General features: G+C 72.0%; 15 protein-coding genes and 2 tRNA genes. 6 read left to right on the top strand and 11 right to left on the bottom strand.

All coding sequences use genetic code 11. From position 1 onward, the window contains the following. Positions 1-129: 129 nt before the first annotated feature. The 3 genes from ACK99Q_RS09820 to ACK99Q_RS09810 form a co-directional block, all read right to left on the bottom strand. Positions 130-205 (bottom strand) — tRNA-Glu (locus tag ACK99Q_RS09820). Positions 206-247: 42 nt separating this feature from the next. After that, positions 248-319: transfer RNA gene (locus ACK99Q_RS09815), tRNA-Gln, on the bottom strand. 113 nt (positions 320-432) lie between these two features. Next, on the bottom strand, positions 433-2040 hold the full coding sequence (locus ACK99Q_RS09810; RefSeq protein WP_410185933.1) for a class I adenylate-forming enzyme family protein: 1608 nt from the start codon (positions 2038-2040) through the stop codon (positions 433-435). 54 nt (positions 2041-2094) lie between these two features. On the opposite strand from ACK99Q_RS09810, the gene ACK99Q_RS09805 reads away from it, so the two are divergent. From ACK99Q_RS09805 to ACK99Q_RS09795, 3 genes are all read left to right on the top strand, one after another. Then, on the top strand, positions 2095-2925 hold the full coding sequence (locus ACK99Q_RS09805) for a TetR family transcriptional regulator (protein ID WP_410185932.1): 831 nt from the start codon (positions 2095-2097) through the stop codon (positions 2923-2925). 163 nt (positions 2926-3088) lie between these two features. Beyond that, positions 3089-4747 carry a class I adenylate-forming enzyme family protein gene (locus ACK99Q_RS09800; RefSeq protein ID WP_410185931.1) on the top strand — a complete coding sequence of 553 codons (1659 nt, stop codon included), beginning with the start codon at positions 3089-3091 and terminating at the stop codon, positions 4745-4747. Positions 4748-4792: 45 nt separating this feature from the next. Continuing rightward, positions 4793-6124, top strand: a complete 1332-nt coding sequence (locus ACK99Q_RS09795) for an MFS transporter (RefSeq protein ID WP_410185930.1) — start codon at positions 4793-4795, stop codon at positions 6122-6124. Between the two features lie 58 nt (positions 6125-6182). Here ACK99Q_RS09795 and gltX read toward each other — a convergent pair whose 3' ends face one another. The 3 genes from gltX to ACK99Q_RS09780 are packed head-to-tail and all read right to left on the bottom strand — an operon-like array spanning position 6183 to position 9325. Continuing rightward, the gene (gltX, locus tag ACK99Q_RS09790; RefSeq protein ID WP_410185929.1) at positions 6183-7652 is read right to left on the bottom strand and encodes a glutamate--tRNA ligase; all 1470 of its coding nucleotides are present in this window, start codon (positions 7650-7652) and stop codon (positions 6183-6185) included. Next, positions 7645-8424: a fumarylacetoacetate hydrolase family protein gene (locus ACK99Q_RS09785; RefSeq protein WP_410185928.1), complete on the bottom strand. Its 780-nt coding sequence runs from the start codon at positions 8422-8424 to the stop codon at positions 7645-7647. The genes gltX and ACK99Q_RS09785 overlap by 8 nt, the downstream gene beginning before the upstream one ends. 52 nt (positions 8425-8476) lie before the next feature. Then, positions 8477-9325 carry an NAD(P)/FAD-dependent oxidoreductase gene (locus ACK99Q_RS09780; protein WP_410185927.1) on the bottom strand — a complete coding sequence of 283 codons (849 nt, stop codon included), beginning with the start codon at positions 9323-9325 and terminating at the stop codon, positions 8477-8479. Between the two features lie 35 nt (positions 9326-9360). Here ACK99Q_RS09780 and ACK99Q_RS09775 point away from each other — a divergent pair, with 35 nt between their 5' ends. Further along, entirely contained in the window at positions 9361-9804 is a 444-nt protein-coding gene (locus ACK99Q_RS09775; protein WP_410185926.1) for a MerR family transcriptional regulator, read from the top strand. Between the two features lie 4 nt (positions 9805-9808). Here the strand turns inward: ACK99Q_RS09775 and ACK99Q_RS09770 are convergent, their stop codons facing one another. The 3 genes from ACK99Q_RS09770 to recO are packed head-to-tail and all read right to left on the bottom strand — an operon-like array spanning position 9809 to position 12199. Continuing rightward, a complete protein-coding gene (locus tag ACK99Q_RS09770) occupies positions 9809-10678 on the bottom strand; it encodes an NAD(P)/FAD-dependent oxidoreductase (protein ID WP_410185925.1) in 870 nt (289 codons plus the stop codon). A gap of 37 nt (positions 10679-10715) precedes the next feature. Further along, positions 10716-11471: an isoprenyl transferase gene (locus ACK99Q_RS09765; protein WP_410185924.1), complete on the bottom strand. Its 756-nt coding sequence runs from the start codon at positions 11469-11471 to the stop codon at positions 10716-10718. Then, positions 11471-12199 (bottom strand): DNA repair protein RecO, encoded by a 729-nt coding sequence (gene recO / locus ACK99Q_RS09760; RefSeq protein WP_410185923.1) that lies wholly within the window; start codon positions 12197-12199, stop codon positions 11471-11473. The genes ACK99Q_RS09765 and recO overlap by 1 nt, the downstream gene beginning before the upstream one ends. A gap of 53 nt (positions 12200-12252) precedes the next feature. Here recO and ACK99Q_RS09755 point away from each other — a divergent pair, with 53 nt between their 5' ends. Then, a complete protein-coding gene (locus tag ACK99Q_RS09755) occupies positions 12253-13185 on the top strand; it encodes a 1-aminocyclopropane-1-carboxylate deaminase/D-cysteine desulfhydrase (protein WP_410185922.1) in 933 nt (310 codons plus the stop codon). 2 nt (positions 13186-13187) lie between these two features. On the opposite strand, the gene ACK99Q_RS09750 is transcribed toward ACK99Q_RS09755, so the two are convergent. After that, on the bottom strand, positions 13188-14690 hold the full coding sequence (locus ACK99Q_RS09750) for an aldehyde dehydrogenase family protein (RefSeq protein ID WP_410185921.1): 1503 nt from the start codon (positions 14688-14690) through the stop codon (positions 13188-13190). 79 nt (positions 14691-14769) lie between these two features. Next, complete coding sequence (locus ACK99Q_RS09745) at positions 14770-15852, bottom strand: saccharopine dehydrogenase C-terminal domain-containing protein (protein ID WP_410185920.1); 1083 nt, start codon at positions 15850-15852, stop codon at positions 14770-14772. A gap of 69 nt (positions 15853-15921) precedes the next feature. Here ACK99Q_RS09745 and ACK99Q_RS09740 point away from each other — a divergent pair, with 69 nt between their 5' ends. Next, positions 15922-16809 carry a LysR family transcriptional regulator gene (locus tag ACK99Q_RS09740; protein ID WP_410185919.1) on the top strand — a complete coding sequence of 296 codons (888 nt, stop codon included), beginning with the start codon at positions 15922-15924 and terminating at the stop codon, positions 16807-16809.

Genomic DNA, 16809 nt, shown 5'->3' with positions numbered 1-16809 from the left:
CGTCGTGCACCTCCGCCCATGACACGCACCGCGGACCGGAACGGTTCAGCGCCGCGCCACACCAGCATCCTCGCGCTCGGGTGCGGGAATGGGAAAGGCCCCCGATCCGAGGATCGGGGGCCTTTTCGCTGGTAGCCCCGACGGGATTCGAACCCGCGCTACCGCCTTGAGAGGGCGACGTGCTAGGCCGCTACACAACGGGGCCAGCGAGTAGAAACGCTACCAGATGACTCTTCGAGCGCTTCAGCTGGGGTACTAGGACTCGAACCTAGAATGGCGGTACCAGAAACCGCTGTGTTGCCAATTACACCATACCCCATGGGGGTATCGGATCCCTGCCTCGCGGCAGCGCTCCGAACCAAGAGATGACTTTACCGGACACCCTCGCGTGCGCCCAAACCGGGGATGGTCGCGTGTCGTGTGATGCGCGCTTCACCCCAGCGCGGAGCGCCGGATCTTGCCCGTGGCGGTGCGCGGGAGCTCGGCCACGAACTCGACCTCGCGGGGGTACTTCGTGGGCGCGAGGATCGAGCGGCTGAACTCGATCAGCTCGTACTCCGACACCGACGCGTCGGGCTCGAGGACGACGTAGGCCTTCGGCGACTGGCCGCGGTACTGGTCGGGAATCGCGACCACGGCCGCCTCCCGGACGTGCGGGTGGGTCATGAGCGCGGCCTCGATCTCGCGAGGCCAGACCTTGAAGCCGCTCGCGCTGATCATGTCCTTGCTGCGGTCGATCACGTAGAACCAGCCGTCGGCGTCCATGAAGCCGACGTCGCCGGTGCGCAGCCGTCCCCCGCCGAAGACCTCGGCGGTCGACATCGGCTTGTTCAGGTAGCCCGCCGCCACCTGCGGACCCGAGACGACGATCTCGCCGACCTCGCCGGACGGGAGCTCGGCGCCGTCCTCCCCGACGATGCGGACCGTGGTGCCGAAGACCGGGATGCCGATCGACAGCGTGCGCGTGTCCTCGTCGACGGGCGTGCGGAGCCCGCGCGGCACCGCCGCCACCGCCGAGGTCGCCTCGGTGAGGCCGTACACGTTGTGGATCGGCCGGCCGAAGCGCTCGCCCAGGCGCGCGGCCACGTCAGGCTCCACCGGCGCGCCGCCCGACCAGAGCTCGCGGAAGCTCGCGAAGTCCTCGGGCGTCGCGTCGGGCAGCTCGGCCAGGCCGATGTACGCGGTGATGACGGCGATCGTGAACTCGGGGCGGTGGCGGCGGATCGCCTCGAGCATCACGTCGGGACGCACCCGGTGCGTCAGCACGAGCGTGGCACCGATGCGCAGCGTCACCGCGACGTGCCCGATGAGACCGGTCACGTGGAAGATCGGGCTGAGCCCCAGCACCACCGCGCCGTCGCGCAGCCGGGCCCACCGCCGGTAGACCGAGGCGTCGAACTCCACGTTGGCGTGCGTGTTGACCGTGAACTTCGACATCCCGGTGGTCCCGGAGGTCGGTACGAACACCGCCGGCCACGCCGGGTCGAGCTCGGTCGAGACGGGCTCGACGCGGGTCGCCACGATCCGCGCCAGCGAGGTCGCCTCGCCTCCGACCTGCGCGGGAGAGCCGTCGAAGTCCGTCCGGGTCGTCACGACGACCGGGAGGTCGCGCAGCCGCGAGACGCGCGAGCCGTGCACCTGCAGCAGCTCGTCGAGGATCACGACGGCGTCGGCGTCGCACTCGTCCAGCAGGTGGCTGAGCTCGGGCGAGGTCGCCAGCGGCGACAGCGGCGCGGCCACGGCCCCCAGCTTCCACGCGGCCACGACGGCGACGAGGAACGCGGGGTTGTTCTGCAGCATCAGCGCGATCGTGGACCCGGCGCCCAGCCCGGCGTCACGCAGGTGCGCGGCGAGCGAGTCCGCCATCGCGTCGAGCTCGCCGTAGGTGATCCTGCCCTCGAAGTAGCGCACCGCGACCCGACCGGGCTGGCGCGCGACCGTGGCGCGGAAGTGGTCCATGAGAGTCGCACCGCTGGCGGCGAGGTCGACGTCGCCGTCGGGGTACCACGCGGCCCAGGGACGCCCCTCCCCCGCGCTCATGCCGCCTCCCGCGGCCGCACGGTGCTGACGGGTCGGGCCGGTAGAGTCCGCTGCGTGACCGAGACGTCCGGGGCCCCCACGGTCGGCGCCGCGATCCGCCGGGCGCGCCGGGCCGCGGGCCTCACCCTCCGGGACCTCGCCTCCACCGCGGGCGTCAGCGCCGGCACCATGAGCGCGATCGAGAACGACAAGGTCGGGGTCAGCATCGCCCGCCTCTCGCAGATCGCCTCGGCACTGGGCACCGAGACCGCCCACCTGGTCATGCAGCCTCCCTCGGTGAATCCCGCCGGGACGCCCCCGTCGGTCGACCGGCCGCGTCCGTGGCGCGCCGCGTCGACGATCCGACTCGACAACGTTACCGCCGCCGCCGTCACGGTGTTCCACGAAGCCGGCTACCACGGCGCCACCATGCGGGCGATCGCCGCGACGGCCCAGCTGAGCGTCGCCGGGGTCTACCACCACCACCGCAGCAAGCACAGCATCCTGGTCTCGGTCTACGACCTCCTGCTCGACGAGCTGCAGGCGCGCGTGGCCGCGGCGGCCGACGACGGCGCGACCCCGCACGACCGGGTGGTCAACGTGGTCGAGGCCGTCAGCACCTTCCGCGAGCAGCACCCCGAGCTGGCCCGCGTGGCGGACTCCGAGCTGCGCAGCCTCGACGAGCCCGAGAGCGGGCGGATCGCCGCGCGGTGCCGCGGCGTCTACGACACCCTGCGCGTGCACGCCGACGAGGCCCTGAACGCCACCAGCGGCGCTCCCCTGTCGGCCGACGAGTTCAGCGCGGCCGTCCTGCGGCTCGCGGGGGTCTCGTGGCTGATTCCGCCCGAGATCCGAGGCGGAAGCGCGCTTCCGGTCACCCTCGCCGAGGCCGTGCTCCGGCGCTGACCCTCCCGGCGTGTTCAGGTCGGCTGAACTGAACACCTGAACACGGATTCCGCGGTTTTGCCGTCAGGACAGCCGTGATTACTGTTCCCTGCGTCACACCCGAACGGTCGTTCAGTGAGTTCAGCCCCGCTGGACCTGAACGGCCCGCTTCACGAGGAACTCGATGTCCGACTCCGTCACCCAGACCCGCCCGCCGTGGCTGTCCGGCTACCCCGAGGGGAAGCCCGAGACCATCGTCGCCGAGTACGCCACGTGCCTGGAGATGTTCGCCGCCGCGGTCGCCCGCAGCGCCGACGCTCCCGCCGTGCGGTACTTCGACGGCACCCTGACCTACGCCGAGGTCGACGCCCTCACCGACGCGATGGCCGCGGTGCTCGTCGAGCGTGGCTTCGCCCCCGGTGACCGCCTCGCGCTGTACCTGCAGAACGACCCGGCGTTCCCCCTCGGCCTCGTCGCGGCGTGGAAGGCCGGCGGCATCGCCGTGCTCATCAACCCGATGAACAAGCAGCGCGAGGTCGGCAACCTGCTGCGCGACTCCGGCGCCGTCGCCCTGCTCACGCTCGACGACCTGTACGCTTCCGTGGCGCGCGACGTCGTCGACTCGGGACAGACCTCGGTCACGACCGTCATCACGACCTCGGCCACCGACTTCCAGACCCGCAACGACCCCCGCGTGCTCGGCACCGACGTCGTCGCCACCGAGGGCACCCTGCGACTCACCGACTTCGCGCGGACGCACGCCGGCCGGAGCGTCCCCTCCCCCGAGCTCGGCCCCGACAGCGTCGCCGTCCTGACCTACACGTCGGGCACGACGGGCCTGCCCAAGGGCGCCATGAACACGCACGGCGCGATGACGTTCAACACCCAGACCTACCGCGACTGGATGGACCTGCCCGAAGGCGCCGGCGTCCTCGCCATCGCTCCGCTGTTCCACATCACGGGCCTCGTCGGGCACGCCACGCTGGCGATGCTGCTCGGCGGGCCGCTGGTCCTGACGCACCGCTTCGAGCCGCTGTCGATGCTCGACGCCATCCGCGAGCACCGGCCCTTCTTCACGATCGGCGCGATCACCGCGCTCGTCGCCCTCACCAGCGCCGAGGGCGCCACCCGCGACGACTTCACGTCCCTCGAGGTCGTCTACTCCGGTGGCGCCCCGATCCCGCCGTCCGTGGCCGACCGGATCGAGGAGGAGTTCGGGTTCTACGCCCACAACTTCTACGGCATGACCGAGACCACCTCCCCCACCCACGGCGTCCCGCGCGGACTGCGGGCGCCCGTGGACCCGGTCTCGGGGGCCCTGGCGGTCGGCTTCCCCGTCTTCAACACGCACGTGCGCGTCGTGGACGAGGACGGCACCGAGGTCCCCGTGGGCCAGATCGGCGAGTTCGCCACGTCGGGCCCCCAGGTCATCCCCGGGTACTGGAACAACCCGGAGGCCACGGCCGAGGCGATCATCGACCGCGAGTTGCGCACCGGCGACATGGGCTTCATGGACGAGGACGGCTGGTTCTTCATCGTCGACCGCAAGAAGGACATGATCATCGCCTCCGGCTACAAGGTGTGGCCGCGCGAGGTCGAGGACGTCCTCTACGCGCACCCGGCCGTGAAGGAGGCCGCGGTCGTCGGCGTCGCGCACGAGTACCGCGGCGAGACCGTGAAGGCCTACGTCGCCCTGCACTCCGGCGCCGAGGCCACCCCCGAGGAGCTCATCGCGTTCTGCAAGGAGCGGATGGCCGCCTACAAGTACCCGCGGGAGGTCGAGGTCCTCGACCGCCTCCCCCAGTCCGTCACCGGAAAGATCCTGCGTCGCGAGCTGCGCTGACGCCTCCCTCATCTCGACACCACCACCCCCAGAAAGGCCCCGGTCATGACCGACCTCAAGACCGCCGAGATCGCCGGCGCGCGCCGCAAAGCGGTGTCCGCCGCCGGGATCGGCAACTTCGTCGAATGGTTCGACTTCGGCATCTACGCCCAGTTCATCACCATCATCAGCCTGAAGTTCTTCCCCAGCGACAACCCCACCGCGTCGCTGCTGTCGGGCTTCGCTGCCTTCGCCGTCGGCTTCCTCGCCCGCCCGATCGGCGGCATCATCTTCGGCAACATCGGCGACCGCGTCGGCCGCCGCACCGCGCTGTCCGGCGCCGTCCTGCTGATGTCGGGCGCGACGGTCGCGATCGGCCTCACCCCCAGCTACGAGTCCGTGGGCCTGCTCGCCCCCGTCCTGCTCGTCGCCTGGCGCATCCTGCAGGGCCTGTCGGCCGGCGGCGAGTACGCCGGCTCGGGCAGCTTCATCATCGAGTACGCGCCGTCGAACCGCCGCGCGCTCTTCGGCGCCGTGAACCCGATGTCCGTCGCCCTGGGCACCGCCGCCGGCGCGACCGTCGGCCTGATCGTGACCCAGTCCATGAACGAGGCGTCGCTGGAGAGCTGGGGCTGGCGCATCCCGTTCATCCTCGCCGGCCCGGTCGGCCTCGTCGGCCTCTACCTGCGCCTGAAGATCCAGGAGACGCCCGAGTTCGAGGCGGTCCGCGAGGCCGCGGCCGAGGCGGTCCACCCGCCCATCGTCCGCGCCTTCCAGGACGGACTCCGCCCGATGATCGTCGTCTTCGCCTGGTCGATGGTCACCGCGGTGAGCTTCTACCTGCTCGGCGGCTACATGGTGGCGTACAACACCGAGGAGCTCGGGCTCGGACGGGTCGACGCGCTGACCTCCTACATCGTCGCGCTGCTGGTGTTCGCCGTCTCCTGCCCGCTCACCGGCCTGGCAGCCGACCGCTGGGGCCGTCGTCCGGTCGCCATCGCCGCCGCCATCGGCCTGGCCGTCGCCGTGATCCCCTCGTTCCACATCATGGGGATGGGCGGCCTCGGCGCCACGATGCTCGGCCAGGGTCTCTACGGCGTGTTCGCCGGAGCGATCGCGCTGATCACGCCGGTCATCATGGTCGAGCTCTTCCGGCCCGAGATCCGCTACACGGCGAGCGCGCTGGCCTACAACATGGCCTTCGCCCTGCTCGGCGGCACGGCGCCCCTCGTGGCCACGTGGCTGATCGCCCGCACCGGTGACCCGATCTCCCCGGCCTACTACGTGGTGCTGTTCGCCGCCGTCGGCCTGGTCGCGGTGCTGGTGGGCCTCAAGGGCTACTACGCCAAGGACGGCATCCGCTCGCTGCAGATGGGCACCGAGGCCGACAAGGCCTGATCGTCCGGAGACGACGAACGCGGTCCACCCCCGCCGGGGTGGACCGCGTTCTCGTGTGTCAGAGGACGGCGTCGAGGCGCGCGAGGGAGGTCTCGCGGCCCAGCAGCTCCATCGACTCGAACAGCGGCGGCGAGATGCGACGGCCGGTGACCGCGACGCGGACCGGGCCGAACGCGAGACGCGGCTTGAGGCCGCGCTCCTCGACGAGGGCCTGGCGCAGCGCCGCCTCGATCGACTCGGTGCTCCACGCGTCGAGGCCGGACAGCGCCTCGCGGGCCGCCTTCGCGACCTCGAGACCGTCCTCGTTCAGCTGCTTGGCAGCGTCGTCGGGGTCGACGGCGAAGTCGTCGCCCGCGAACAGGAACCCGAGCATCTCCGCGGCCTCGGTGAGCAGGTTGCTGCGCTCCTGCACGAGCGGCGCGGCCTGCGTGACGAGAGCCTCGTCGACACCCTCGGGCAGGTAGGGCAGCAGCCGGCGGACGAACTCGTCGGGGGCGAGCAGGCGCACGTGGTCGCCGTTGATCGCCTCGCACTTCTTCAGGTCGAAGCGCGCCGGGTTGGGGTTGACCCGCTCCACCTCGAACGCGGCCACCATCTCCTCGAGCGAGAAGATGTCGCGGTCCTCGGCGATCGACCAGCCCAGCAGGGCGAGGTAGTTCAGCAGGCCCTCGGGCAGGAAGCCCTGGTCGCGGTAGCCGAGCAGGTTCGACTCGGGGTCGCGCTTCGAGAGCTTCTTGTTGCCCGCGCCCATGACGTAGGGCAGGTGGCCGAACCGGGGCGTGAAGCCCGAGCCGACGCCGATCTCGCCGAACGCCTCGTACAGCGCCATCTGGCGCGGGGTGGACGAGAGGATGTCCTCGCCGCGCAGCACGTGCGTGATGCCCATGAGCGCGTCGTCGACGGGGTTGGTCAGCGTGTAGAGAGGCTGGCCGTTGGCGCGGACGATCACGAAGTCCTGCACGTTCTCGGCGCCGAACGTGATCTCGCCGCGGACGAGGTCGTCGAAGGTCCAGTCGCGCTCGGGCATCTTGAAGCGGATGACCGGCTGGCGGCCCTCGGCCTCGTACGCCGCCTGCTGCTCGGGCGTGAGGTCGCGGTGCAGCCCGTCGTAGCCGCTCGGGCGGCCGGCGGCGCGCGCGGCGTTGCGGCGCTCCTCCAGCTCCTCGGCGGTGTCGTAGGCCTTGTACGCGAAGCCCGCGTCGAGGAGGCGCTGCGCGACGTCGGCGTAGACGTCCATGCGCTGGCTCTGGCGGTAGGGGCCGTTCGGGCCGCCGACCTCGACGCCCTCGTCCCAGTCCAGGCCCAGCCACCGCATGACGTCGATCAGCAGGTCGTAGGACTCCTGGGAGTCACGGCTCGCGTCGGTGTCCTCGATGCGGAACACGAAGCGGCCTCCGTGGTGCCGCGCGAAGGCCCAGCTGAACAGCGCCGTGCGCGCCATGCCGACGTGCGGGTTGCCGGTCGGCGACGGGCAGAACCGGGCGACCACGTCGCTGCCGGTCGCGGTCGTCCAACGGGTCTCACTCATCTGCCACCACCGGGTTCGTCAGGGTGCCCAGGCCGTCGATCGTCACGGCCACGTCGTCGCCGGCCACCATGGGGCCGACGCCGTCGGGCGTGCCGGTCAGGACGACGTCACCGGGCAGGAGGGTCATGAAGCTGGTCACGTACTGCAGGATCGCCGTCACGTCGAAGACCATGTCCGACGTGCGGCCGTCCTGCTTCGTCTCGCCGTTGAGCGTGGTGCGCACGCGGACGTCGGACGGGTCGAAGTCGGTCTCGATCCACGGGCCGAGCGGGCAGAACGTGTCGAAGCCCTTCGCGCGGGCCCACTGGCCGTCCTTCTGCTGCAGGTCGCGCGCCGTGACGTCGTTGGCCACGGTGTAGCCGTAGATCACCTTGGGCGCGTCTTCCGCCGTGAGGTTGCGGCAGATGCGGCCGATCACGATCGCGAGCTCGCCCTCGAAGTGCACGTTCTGCGACTGCTTCGGGTAGAAGATCGGCTCGCCCGGGCCGATCACCGAGGTGTTCGGCTTGAGGAAGATCAGCGGCTCCTCGGGGACGTCGCCACCCATCTCGGCGGCGTGTGCGACGTAGTTCTTGCCGACGCACACCACCTTGCTGCGCGGGATGACCGGCGCCAGCAGGCGCACGTCCTCCAGCGCGAGCTTCTCGCCGGTCAGCTCCAGCGGAGCGTAGAGGGGGTCCCCCTTGAGAGGGGCGATGATCGGGGTGTCGCCCTCGGTGCCGACGACCCCGAAACGGGGGTCGTCGTCACCGGCGAATCTGGCCACGCGCATGCGCTCCAGACTACCGAGGTCCGCGGCGTCCGCCCGACCCGGACCGCGGCGCTCAGCCCTGCGCGGACTCGGCGAGGGCGAGGGTCCTCACGACGCTCGCCCCGGCGGTCAGGCCCGCCGCCGCGGCGCCCAGCACCGACGCCATCGGCATCGGCAGCTCCTGCACGTGCGCGAGGTCGCCCGCGGCGAAGACGCGCGGGTGGCTCGTCTGTCCGAGGACGTCGATCCGGATGCAGCCGGACGGCAGCAGCTCGAGGCCGAGCTGCTCGGCGAACGGAGCCGCCTGGGCGAACGCCGGGTGCACGAACAGGCCCGCCACCGCGACCGGCTCGCCGGACGCGCGGTGCACCAGGACGCCGTCGCCGGTCCGCTCGATCTTCGTGACCTCGCCGTCCTCGAAGTGCACGATCCGTGCCGCGATCGGTGCCAGCATCGCGGTCATCATCGGCACGTGAGGTCCGGTGCCGGCGAGGCCGATCACGCGACCCGACAGCTCGTGCCCGTGGCAGAACGGGCACGCCGCGACCTCGCGGCCCCACGCCTCCTCCAGGCCCGGGATCGAGCCCAGGTCGTCCTTCAGGCCGGTCGCCAGGATCAGCGTGCGGGCATGGATCGGACCGCCCTCGGTCTCGGCGACGAAGCTGTCGCCCTCCTCGCGGACCGCGTGGACGGTGGTGTCGCGGAGCTCGACGGTGTCGTACGCGGCGAGGTCCTCGCGGGCGAGCCGGCGGATCTCGCCGGGTGCGCGACCGTCGTGGGTCACGAAGTTGTGGGCGTGCTCGACCGTGCCGTTGCGGTAGCGGCCGGAGTCGACCAGGACGGTGGTCCGGTGCATCCGGCCGAGCGTGAGCGCGGCCTGCAGCCCGGCCGGTCCGCCGCCGATGACGAGTGCGTCGTACATGGGGTTCCCCTCTCGAATGGAATAACGAGACGAGCGTGCGACTTCAGGTCGACATGAAGTCAAGTCAGTCGATCGGGGACGTCGCCGCGCGGTTCGGACTCGAGACCCACGTGCTGCGGCACTGGGAGGACGTGGGCCTGCTGCGGCCGGCTCGCGACGGCGCCGACCGGCGTCGCTACGGCGACGACGACCTCGTCCGGGTCGCGGTCATCCTGCGGAGCAAGGCCGCCGGGATGTCGCTCGAGCAGATCGCGGTGCTGCTCGACGAGGAGGCGCCGTCGCGTCACCAGGTGCTGGAGTCGCACCTGGCCGACCTCGACCGGCGCATGCAGGAGATGGAGCGGTCCCGCGAGATGACCGAGCACGCCCTGCGCTGCCGCTCGCACGACATCACGCAGTGCCCGCGGTTCCGTGGCTTCGTCACCGACGTCCTCGCCGGCACGACCCGCTGGTCGCTCGAGGGTCCGGCCACGGTCTGACGGCTCAGCCGTCGGCGAACGGGTGCGCCGCCGTCTCGGCCTCTGGCGAGGCGAGGTAGCGCACGGCACTGGCACCAGCGGCGAGCCCGGCCGCGGCGGCCGCCAGCAGCGACGGCATCGGCACGGGGAGCTCCTCGACGTGCGCGAGGTCACCCGCGGCGAAGACGCGAGGCCGGCTCGTCCGCCCCAGCGCGTCGATGCGCACGCAGCCCGACGGCAGCAGGTCGAGACCGAGCTGCTCGGCGAACGGCGCGGCCTGGGCCGTGCGTGGATGGAGGAACAGTCCCGCCAGCTGCACGGGGTCGCCGTCGGTGCGGTGCGCGAGCAGGCCCGCCGGTCCGCGCTCCACCTTCGCGAGGTCGGCGTGCCCGAAGGTGACGACCTCGGACGCCACGGGGCGCAGCATCGCCGCCAGCTCGCCGACCTGGGGACCGTCGCCCAGCACGCCGATCGGCCGGGCCGCGAACTCGTGACCGTGGCAGAAGGGGCAGTTCGCGACCTCGGCTCCCCACGCCTCGGCGAGCCCGGGCACGTCCGGCAGCTCGTCGGTCATCCCGGTGGCCAGCACCAGGGTCCGCGCCTCGATCGTCTCGCCGCCGGCCTGCGCGACGAAGCCGTCCTCGGTCTCGCGCACCCGCTCGATCGTCAGCTCGCGGGTCTGGACCGTCGCGTACTCCGCGAGGTCCGCCCGGCCGAGCCGACGCAGATCGGCGGGGTCACGGCCGTCGTGGGTCAGGAAGTTGTGCGCGTGCCGGGCGCTGTCGTTCCGGTACCGCTCGGAGTCCGCGAGGACGACCGAGCGATGCATGCGTCCGAGGGTCAGGGCCGCCTGGAGACCGGCGGGACCTCCGCCGATGACGAGGGTGTCGTGCATGGGGAGGAGGTACCCGAGATGCGGGGTCCTACCCCGGTCAGGCGGAGCCGTAGCGGCGCTGGCGCGTGGCGTACTCCTCGACGGCGGCCCAGAGGGCGCGGCGGTCGACGTCGGGCCACGCGATGTCGCTGAACACCAGCTCGGCGTAGGCCGACTGCCACGGCAGGAAGTTGCTGGTGCGCTGCTCGCCGGAGGTGCGCCAGAAGAGGTCGACGTCGGGCATCCACGGCTCGTCGAGGTAGCGCGCGAAGGTGGCCTCGGTGACCTTCTCGGGGTTCACCCGGCCCGCCTTGACGTCGCGCGCGAGCGCCGCGGCGGCGTCGGCGATCTCGGCCCTGCCGCCGTAGTTCACGCACATCGTCAGGGTGCAGACGGTGTTGTCCCTCGTGAGCTGCTCGGCCTCCTCCAGCTCGCGGATGACGCTGCGCCACAGCCGGGGGCGCCGGCCGGCCCAGCGCACCCGGACGCCGAGCTCGTGCATCTCGTCGCGGCGACGACGGATGACGTCGCGGTTGAAGCCCATGAGGAACTTCACCTCGTCGGGCGACCGCTTCCAGTTCTCGGTGCTGAAGGCGTACGCGCTGACGGCCTTGACGCCGATCTCGATCGCACCCTCGACGACGTCGAACAGTGCCGCCTCGCCGGCCTTGTGGCCCTCGGTGCGCGGCAGGCCGCGCTCCTTCGCCCAGCGGCCGTTGCCGTCCATGACGATTGCGACGTGCTGGGGCACCTGCTCGGGGGCGAGGCGCGGCGGGGTGGCCCCCGACGGGTGCGGGGTGGGGTTTCGGGGCATCAGCGATCCACGTGGGCCAGGGAGCGCAGGCCGCGCTCGAGGTGCCAGGACAGGTAGTTGGCGACGATGCCGCCGGCCTCGCGGCGCGACCGCTCGTCGGCGATCCCGACCGCGCTCCAGTCGCCCACGAGCAGGGCGGCGAGCAGGGCCACCGTGGTGGCCGACGGGACTGAGGAGCCCGGCACGCGGCAGCCGTCGCACAGCATGCCGCCGGAGCCGGCGTGGAAGTGGCGGTGCGGACCCTCGAGGCCGCAGCGGGCGCAGCCGTCGAACGACGGTGCGTAGCCGGCGATCGCGAGCGACCGCAGCTGGAACGAGTCGAGCAGGATGCCGGGCGGCTGGCGGTGCTCGGTCAGCGCGCGCAGTGCCCCCACCAGCAGGTGGTACTGCGGGACCGAGGGCTCGGCCGTGTCGGCGACGAGGCGCTCGGCGGTCTCGAGCATCGCCGTGCCCGCGGTGTAGGCGGCGTAGTCGGCGCCGAGATGCGAGGCGAAGGGGTCGATCGTCACGACCTGGGCGATGACGTCGAGCGAGCGGCCCTCGGCGAACTGCACGTCGACGTGCATGAACGGCTCGAGGCGGCCGCCGAAGCGGCTGGAGGTCTTGCGGACCCCGCGGCCCACGGCCCGCACGACGCCGCGTCCGCGCGTGAGCATCGTGACGATGCGGTCGGCCTCCCCCAGCTTCTGGGTGCGCAGGACGACACCGGAGTCGCGATAGGTGCCCACCGCTCCATTCTGCCCCAGTCGCGGTCGTCCGCCGGTGTGGCACGCTCGGGTCCATGGACCTGAGCGAGCGCCCCCGCGCCCACCTCGGCGTGTGGCCCACGCCCCTGCAGGACGTGGACGGACTCTGGATGAAGCGCGAGGACCTCAGCGGCTTCGGCTTCGGCGGCAACAAGGTCCGCAAGCTCGAGTTCCTGCTGGGCGCGGCGGTCGCCCGCGGCCAACGCCGCGTGGTCACGTTCGGCGCCCTGCAGTCGAACCACGTCCGCGCGACCGCGGCCGCCTGCGCGCGCCTCGGCCTGCGCCTGGACGCCATCGCCGTGCAGGCGGTGCCACGGACGGACGCCGACTACACGGGCTCGGGCAACGCGTTCCTGACCGAGCTGTTCGGCGCGACCCGCCACGTCGTGCCCGACGACGACGCCGCGGGCGCGCTCGCGCTGGAGCTGATGGCCGAGCACGGCGACGACCTCGCCGTGATCCTGCCCGGCGGCTCCGACCGCATCGGCGTGCTCGGGCACGTCGACACGGCGCTCGAGCTCTACTCCCAGCTCGAGTTCGACCCGCACGAGGTCGTCGTCGCCGCGTCCACGTGCGGCACGATGGCCGGCCTGGTGATCGGGCTCGCCGCCGCCGACATCGACACGGTCGTGCGCGGCGTGTGCGTCTACCACTCGCTCGAGCAGACCGAGGCGCAGCTGCGCGACCTGCTGACGCAGGCCTCCGACGAGCTGGGGGTGCCCGTCCCCGACGACGATCGCTGGGTGCTCGACGACTCGCAGCTCGGCGACGGCTACGGCATCCCGTCGCCCGCCGGCCTCGCGGAGATCCATCGCCTCGCCACGACGCGCGGCATCGCGCTGGATCCCGTCTACACGGCCAAGGCGTACGCGGCGCTGCCCGGCGACCCCGAGCTGCGCCGCCGCACGGTGTTCGTGCACACCGGCGGCGGCCCCTCGCTGTTCGCCTACCGCTCCGCGCTGGGCTGACCTCAGCCGAAGTCGACGCCCTGCGCGAGCGGCAGCTCGGTGGAGTAGTTGATCGTGTTCGTCGACCGGCGCATGTAGCTCTTCCACGCGTCCGAGCCGGACTCGCGGCCGCCGCCGGTGTCCTTCTCGCCGCCGAACGCGCCACCGATCTCGGCGCCCGACGTGCCGATGTTGACGTTCGCGATGCCGCAGTCCGAGCCGGTCGCCGAGACGAACAGCTCGGCCTCGCGCACGTCCATCGTGAAGATGGCGCTGGACAGGCCCTGGTCGACCGCGTTGTGCAGCGCGACGGCCTCGTCGAGGTCGCGGTAGGTCAGCACGTACAGCAGCGGCGCGAAGGTCTCGGCGCGCACGATCTCGGTCTGGTCGGGCATGTCGACGATCGCGGGGTGCACGTAGTGGCCGCCCTCCACGCCCTCGGCGGTGGTGCCGCCGGTCAGGACGGTGCCGCCGTCGGAGCGCGCCTGGTCGAGGGCCTTGGCGAAGCCGGCCGCGGCGGACTCGTCCACCAGGGGGCCGACGAGCGTCCCGGAGTCCAGCGGCGAGCCGATCGGCAGGGTCTCGTAGGCGGCGACGAGGCGCTGGAGCAGCTCGTCCTTCACCGACTCGTGCACGATCACGCGGCGCAGCGACGTGCAGCGCTGGCCGGCGGTGCCGACGGCCGAGAAGACGATGCCGCGCACGGCCAGCTCGAGGTCGGCACTGGGCGCGATGATCGCGGCGTTGTTGCCGCCGAGCTCCAGCAGGCTGCGGCCGAGACGGGCGGCCACGCGGGGCGCGACCTCCTTGCCCATCCGCGTGGAGCCGGTGGCCGAGACCAGGGGCACGCGCGGGTCGTCGACGAGCGCCTCGCCCACCTCGCGGGCGCCGACCACGACCTGGAGCAGGCCCTCGGGGGCGCCCGTGCGACGGGCCGCCTCCTCGGCGAGCGCACGGCACGCGAGCGCGGTGAGCACGGTCTTCTCCGACGGCTTCCACACGATGCTGTCGCCGCAGACGAACGCCAGCGCGGCGTTCCACGACCACACCGCGACCGGGAAGTTGAAGGCGCTGATGACGCCGACGACGCCCAGCGGGTGCCACTGCTCCATCATCCGGTGGCCCGGTCGCTCGCTGGCGATCGTCAGGCCGTGCAGCTGCCGCGACAGGCCGACGGCCAGGTCGCAGATGTCGATCATCTCCTGGACCTCGCCGAGGCCCTCCGACACGATCTTGCCGGCCTCGATCGTCACGAGGGCGCCGAGGTCGTCCTTGTGCTCGCGCAGCAGGTTGCCCAGCTCGCGGACGAACGCGCCGCGCGCAGGCGCGGGAACGGTGCGCCACTCCTGGAAGGCCGCGTGGGCGCGGCCGACGGCCTCGCCCACGGACTGCGCCGTGTCGGCCTGGAGACGGCCCAGCTCGGAGCCGTCGATCGGGGTGCGGCAGACGATCTCGCCGTCGGCGGCGAACTGCGTGGGCGCGCCGATGCGCCCGAAGATCTCGGTGACCTGGTCGGTAATGCTCATGCCGACTCCTTCGTCGAAGAAAGTGCAGGGTACGAAGAAGCCGGCATTCGGGGCCCCTCGTTCACTCGCTGGCGCTCGTTCATGCGTCGATCTTTCCGTGGGTGTCGAAGAGCTGGCCGGAGTGCGTCGCGAGCAGGTCGGTCAGGGAGATGTCCTCCTGCCGGACGAAGCCGGTGGAGGGGAGCTTCCCGGCGGCGACCAGCTCGACGACAGCCACGGCGCTCGCCGCGGTGGTCCAGCTGATGGCGCGCCAGGTCTGGCCGTCGATGTCGATCGGCCGGTAGGCGCGGACGTGGTTGCGGCGGAACGGCTGGCCGGAGTGGATGCCCTCCACGGCGGCGTGCAGGTAGACGACGTCGTCGTTCACCGGAGGCTTGGCGTCCACGAGGATCCGGCCGACGAGCTCGCGCTCGTCGCGCAGGTTGAGCTCCTCGAACAGGAAGTGCATCTGCTCGAAGTGCCCCGGGTACCGCATCGTCTTGTAGTCGAGGCGCTGGAGGCGGCCCTCGTAGGTCTGGCACATCGTGCCGAGGCCGCCCGAGGTCAGCGCGGCCTCGAGCTCGATGCCGCCGATGACGACGCGCTCCTTCTCGGTCATCGGGGGCACCATGCGGCGCTCGCCGGACCGGACGACCTCGCAGTCGTTGAGGTACTCGTTCACGACGCCCTCGGCCGACCAGTTGAACGCGTAGCCGAGCAGGCCCGTGGGGTTCTGCGGCAGCGCGCCGACCTTCAGCTCCATGCTGCGGATCGAGTCGAAGGTCGAGGCCAGGCTGGCGCCGACGATGCCGATGAGGCCGGGCGCCAGACCGCACTGCGGCACGAAGACGCTGTCCGGGCGGTCCTTCGACAGCTCGATCACGCGGTTCGTCGTGGGCACGTCCTCGGTGAGGTCGAAGTAGTGCACGCCGGTGTCGTGCGCGGCCTCCGCGACGGCGATGTTCAGGTGGTACGGCAGGCACGAGACGACGCCGTCGACCTCGCTCAGCGCGGCGCGCAGGGCGTCGGCGTCGGCGACGTCCAGCACCCGCGTCTGCAGGTTCGGGACCTCCCGCTGGCGCGAGTCGAATCCGACCACCTTGAACTCCGCGCGCGACAGCAGGTGCGCGACGAGCTCTCCGACCTTGCCGAGTCCGAACACGGCGACGTTCTCAATCCTCACTACCCCATCGTCTGTCTGATGCGGCAGACTGTCCAGCGTAAGTTGTTCTAACGCATTCGGAGGACCACCGTGCGCGACCTGCCCGACCCGAACCGACTGCGGCTGCTGGTGGACGTCGCCCACCACGGCTCCATCGCCGGCGCCGCCCGCGCCAACAACATCACCGCCTCGGCCGTCTCCCAGCAGATCACCACGCTCGAGCGCGAGTCCGGCGTGCCGCTGCTCGAGCGGCTCCCCCGCGGCGTGGCCCTCACGGCCGCCGGGGAGGTGCTGGCCGAGCGGGGCCGCAGCCTCGTGCGCCTGCTCGAGGCCACCCGCGGCGACATCGACGGCTTCGACGACCACCTCGTCGGCCGCGTTCGCATCGGCACGATCGCCTCGGCCGCGCAGGAGTTCGTGCTGCCCACCCTCACCGACCTGCGCGAGCACCACCCGGGCATCGACGCGACCGTCATGGTGGCCGAGCCGCAGTCGAGCCTGGCCGCGCTGCACGAGGGGCGGATCGACCTGGCGCTCGTCGACGTCTACGAGCACGCCCCCATGCCGATCCCGCCGCGGGTGACCGCCACGACCGTGCACCGCGAGCCGCTCGTCCTCATCGGTCGCGACCCGTTCCCCGAGGGCACCACGCTGGCCGACCTCGCCGACGCACCATGGGTCATGCCACCCGCCGAGGCGGCGTGCGGCCAGTCCGTCCGCTACGCCTGCCGGCAGGCCGGATTCGAGCCCCAGGTGCGCTGGGAGACCGACGACCTGCAGCTGCTGTCGCGCGCCGTCGCGGCCGGGCAGGGCGTCACGCTGCTGCCGCAGCTGGCGATCGACGTCGACCGGCGCGGGCTGCACACGGCGGTGCCCGCGGGCGCCCGGCTCGGCCGCGAGATCCGCGCCGCGGTGCGCTCGGGCGAGCGCGACCGCCCGCTGCTGCGCGCCATCGTCGAGGCGCTGCGGGCGCGCTGA

The sequence above is a fragment of the Aeromicrobium sp. MLTX1 genome (assembly GCF_046452335.1).
GTDB lineage: Bacteria > Actinomycetota > Actinomycetes > Propionibacteriales > Nocardioidaceae > Aeromicrobium.
Note: the sequence above shows the minus strand (reverse complement) of the source record. Positions and strands in the feature narration are given on the sequence as shown.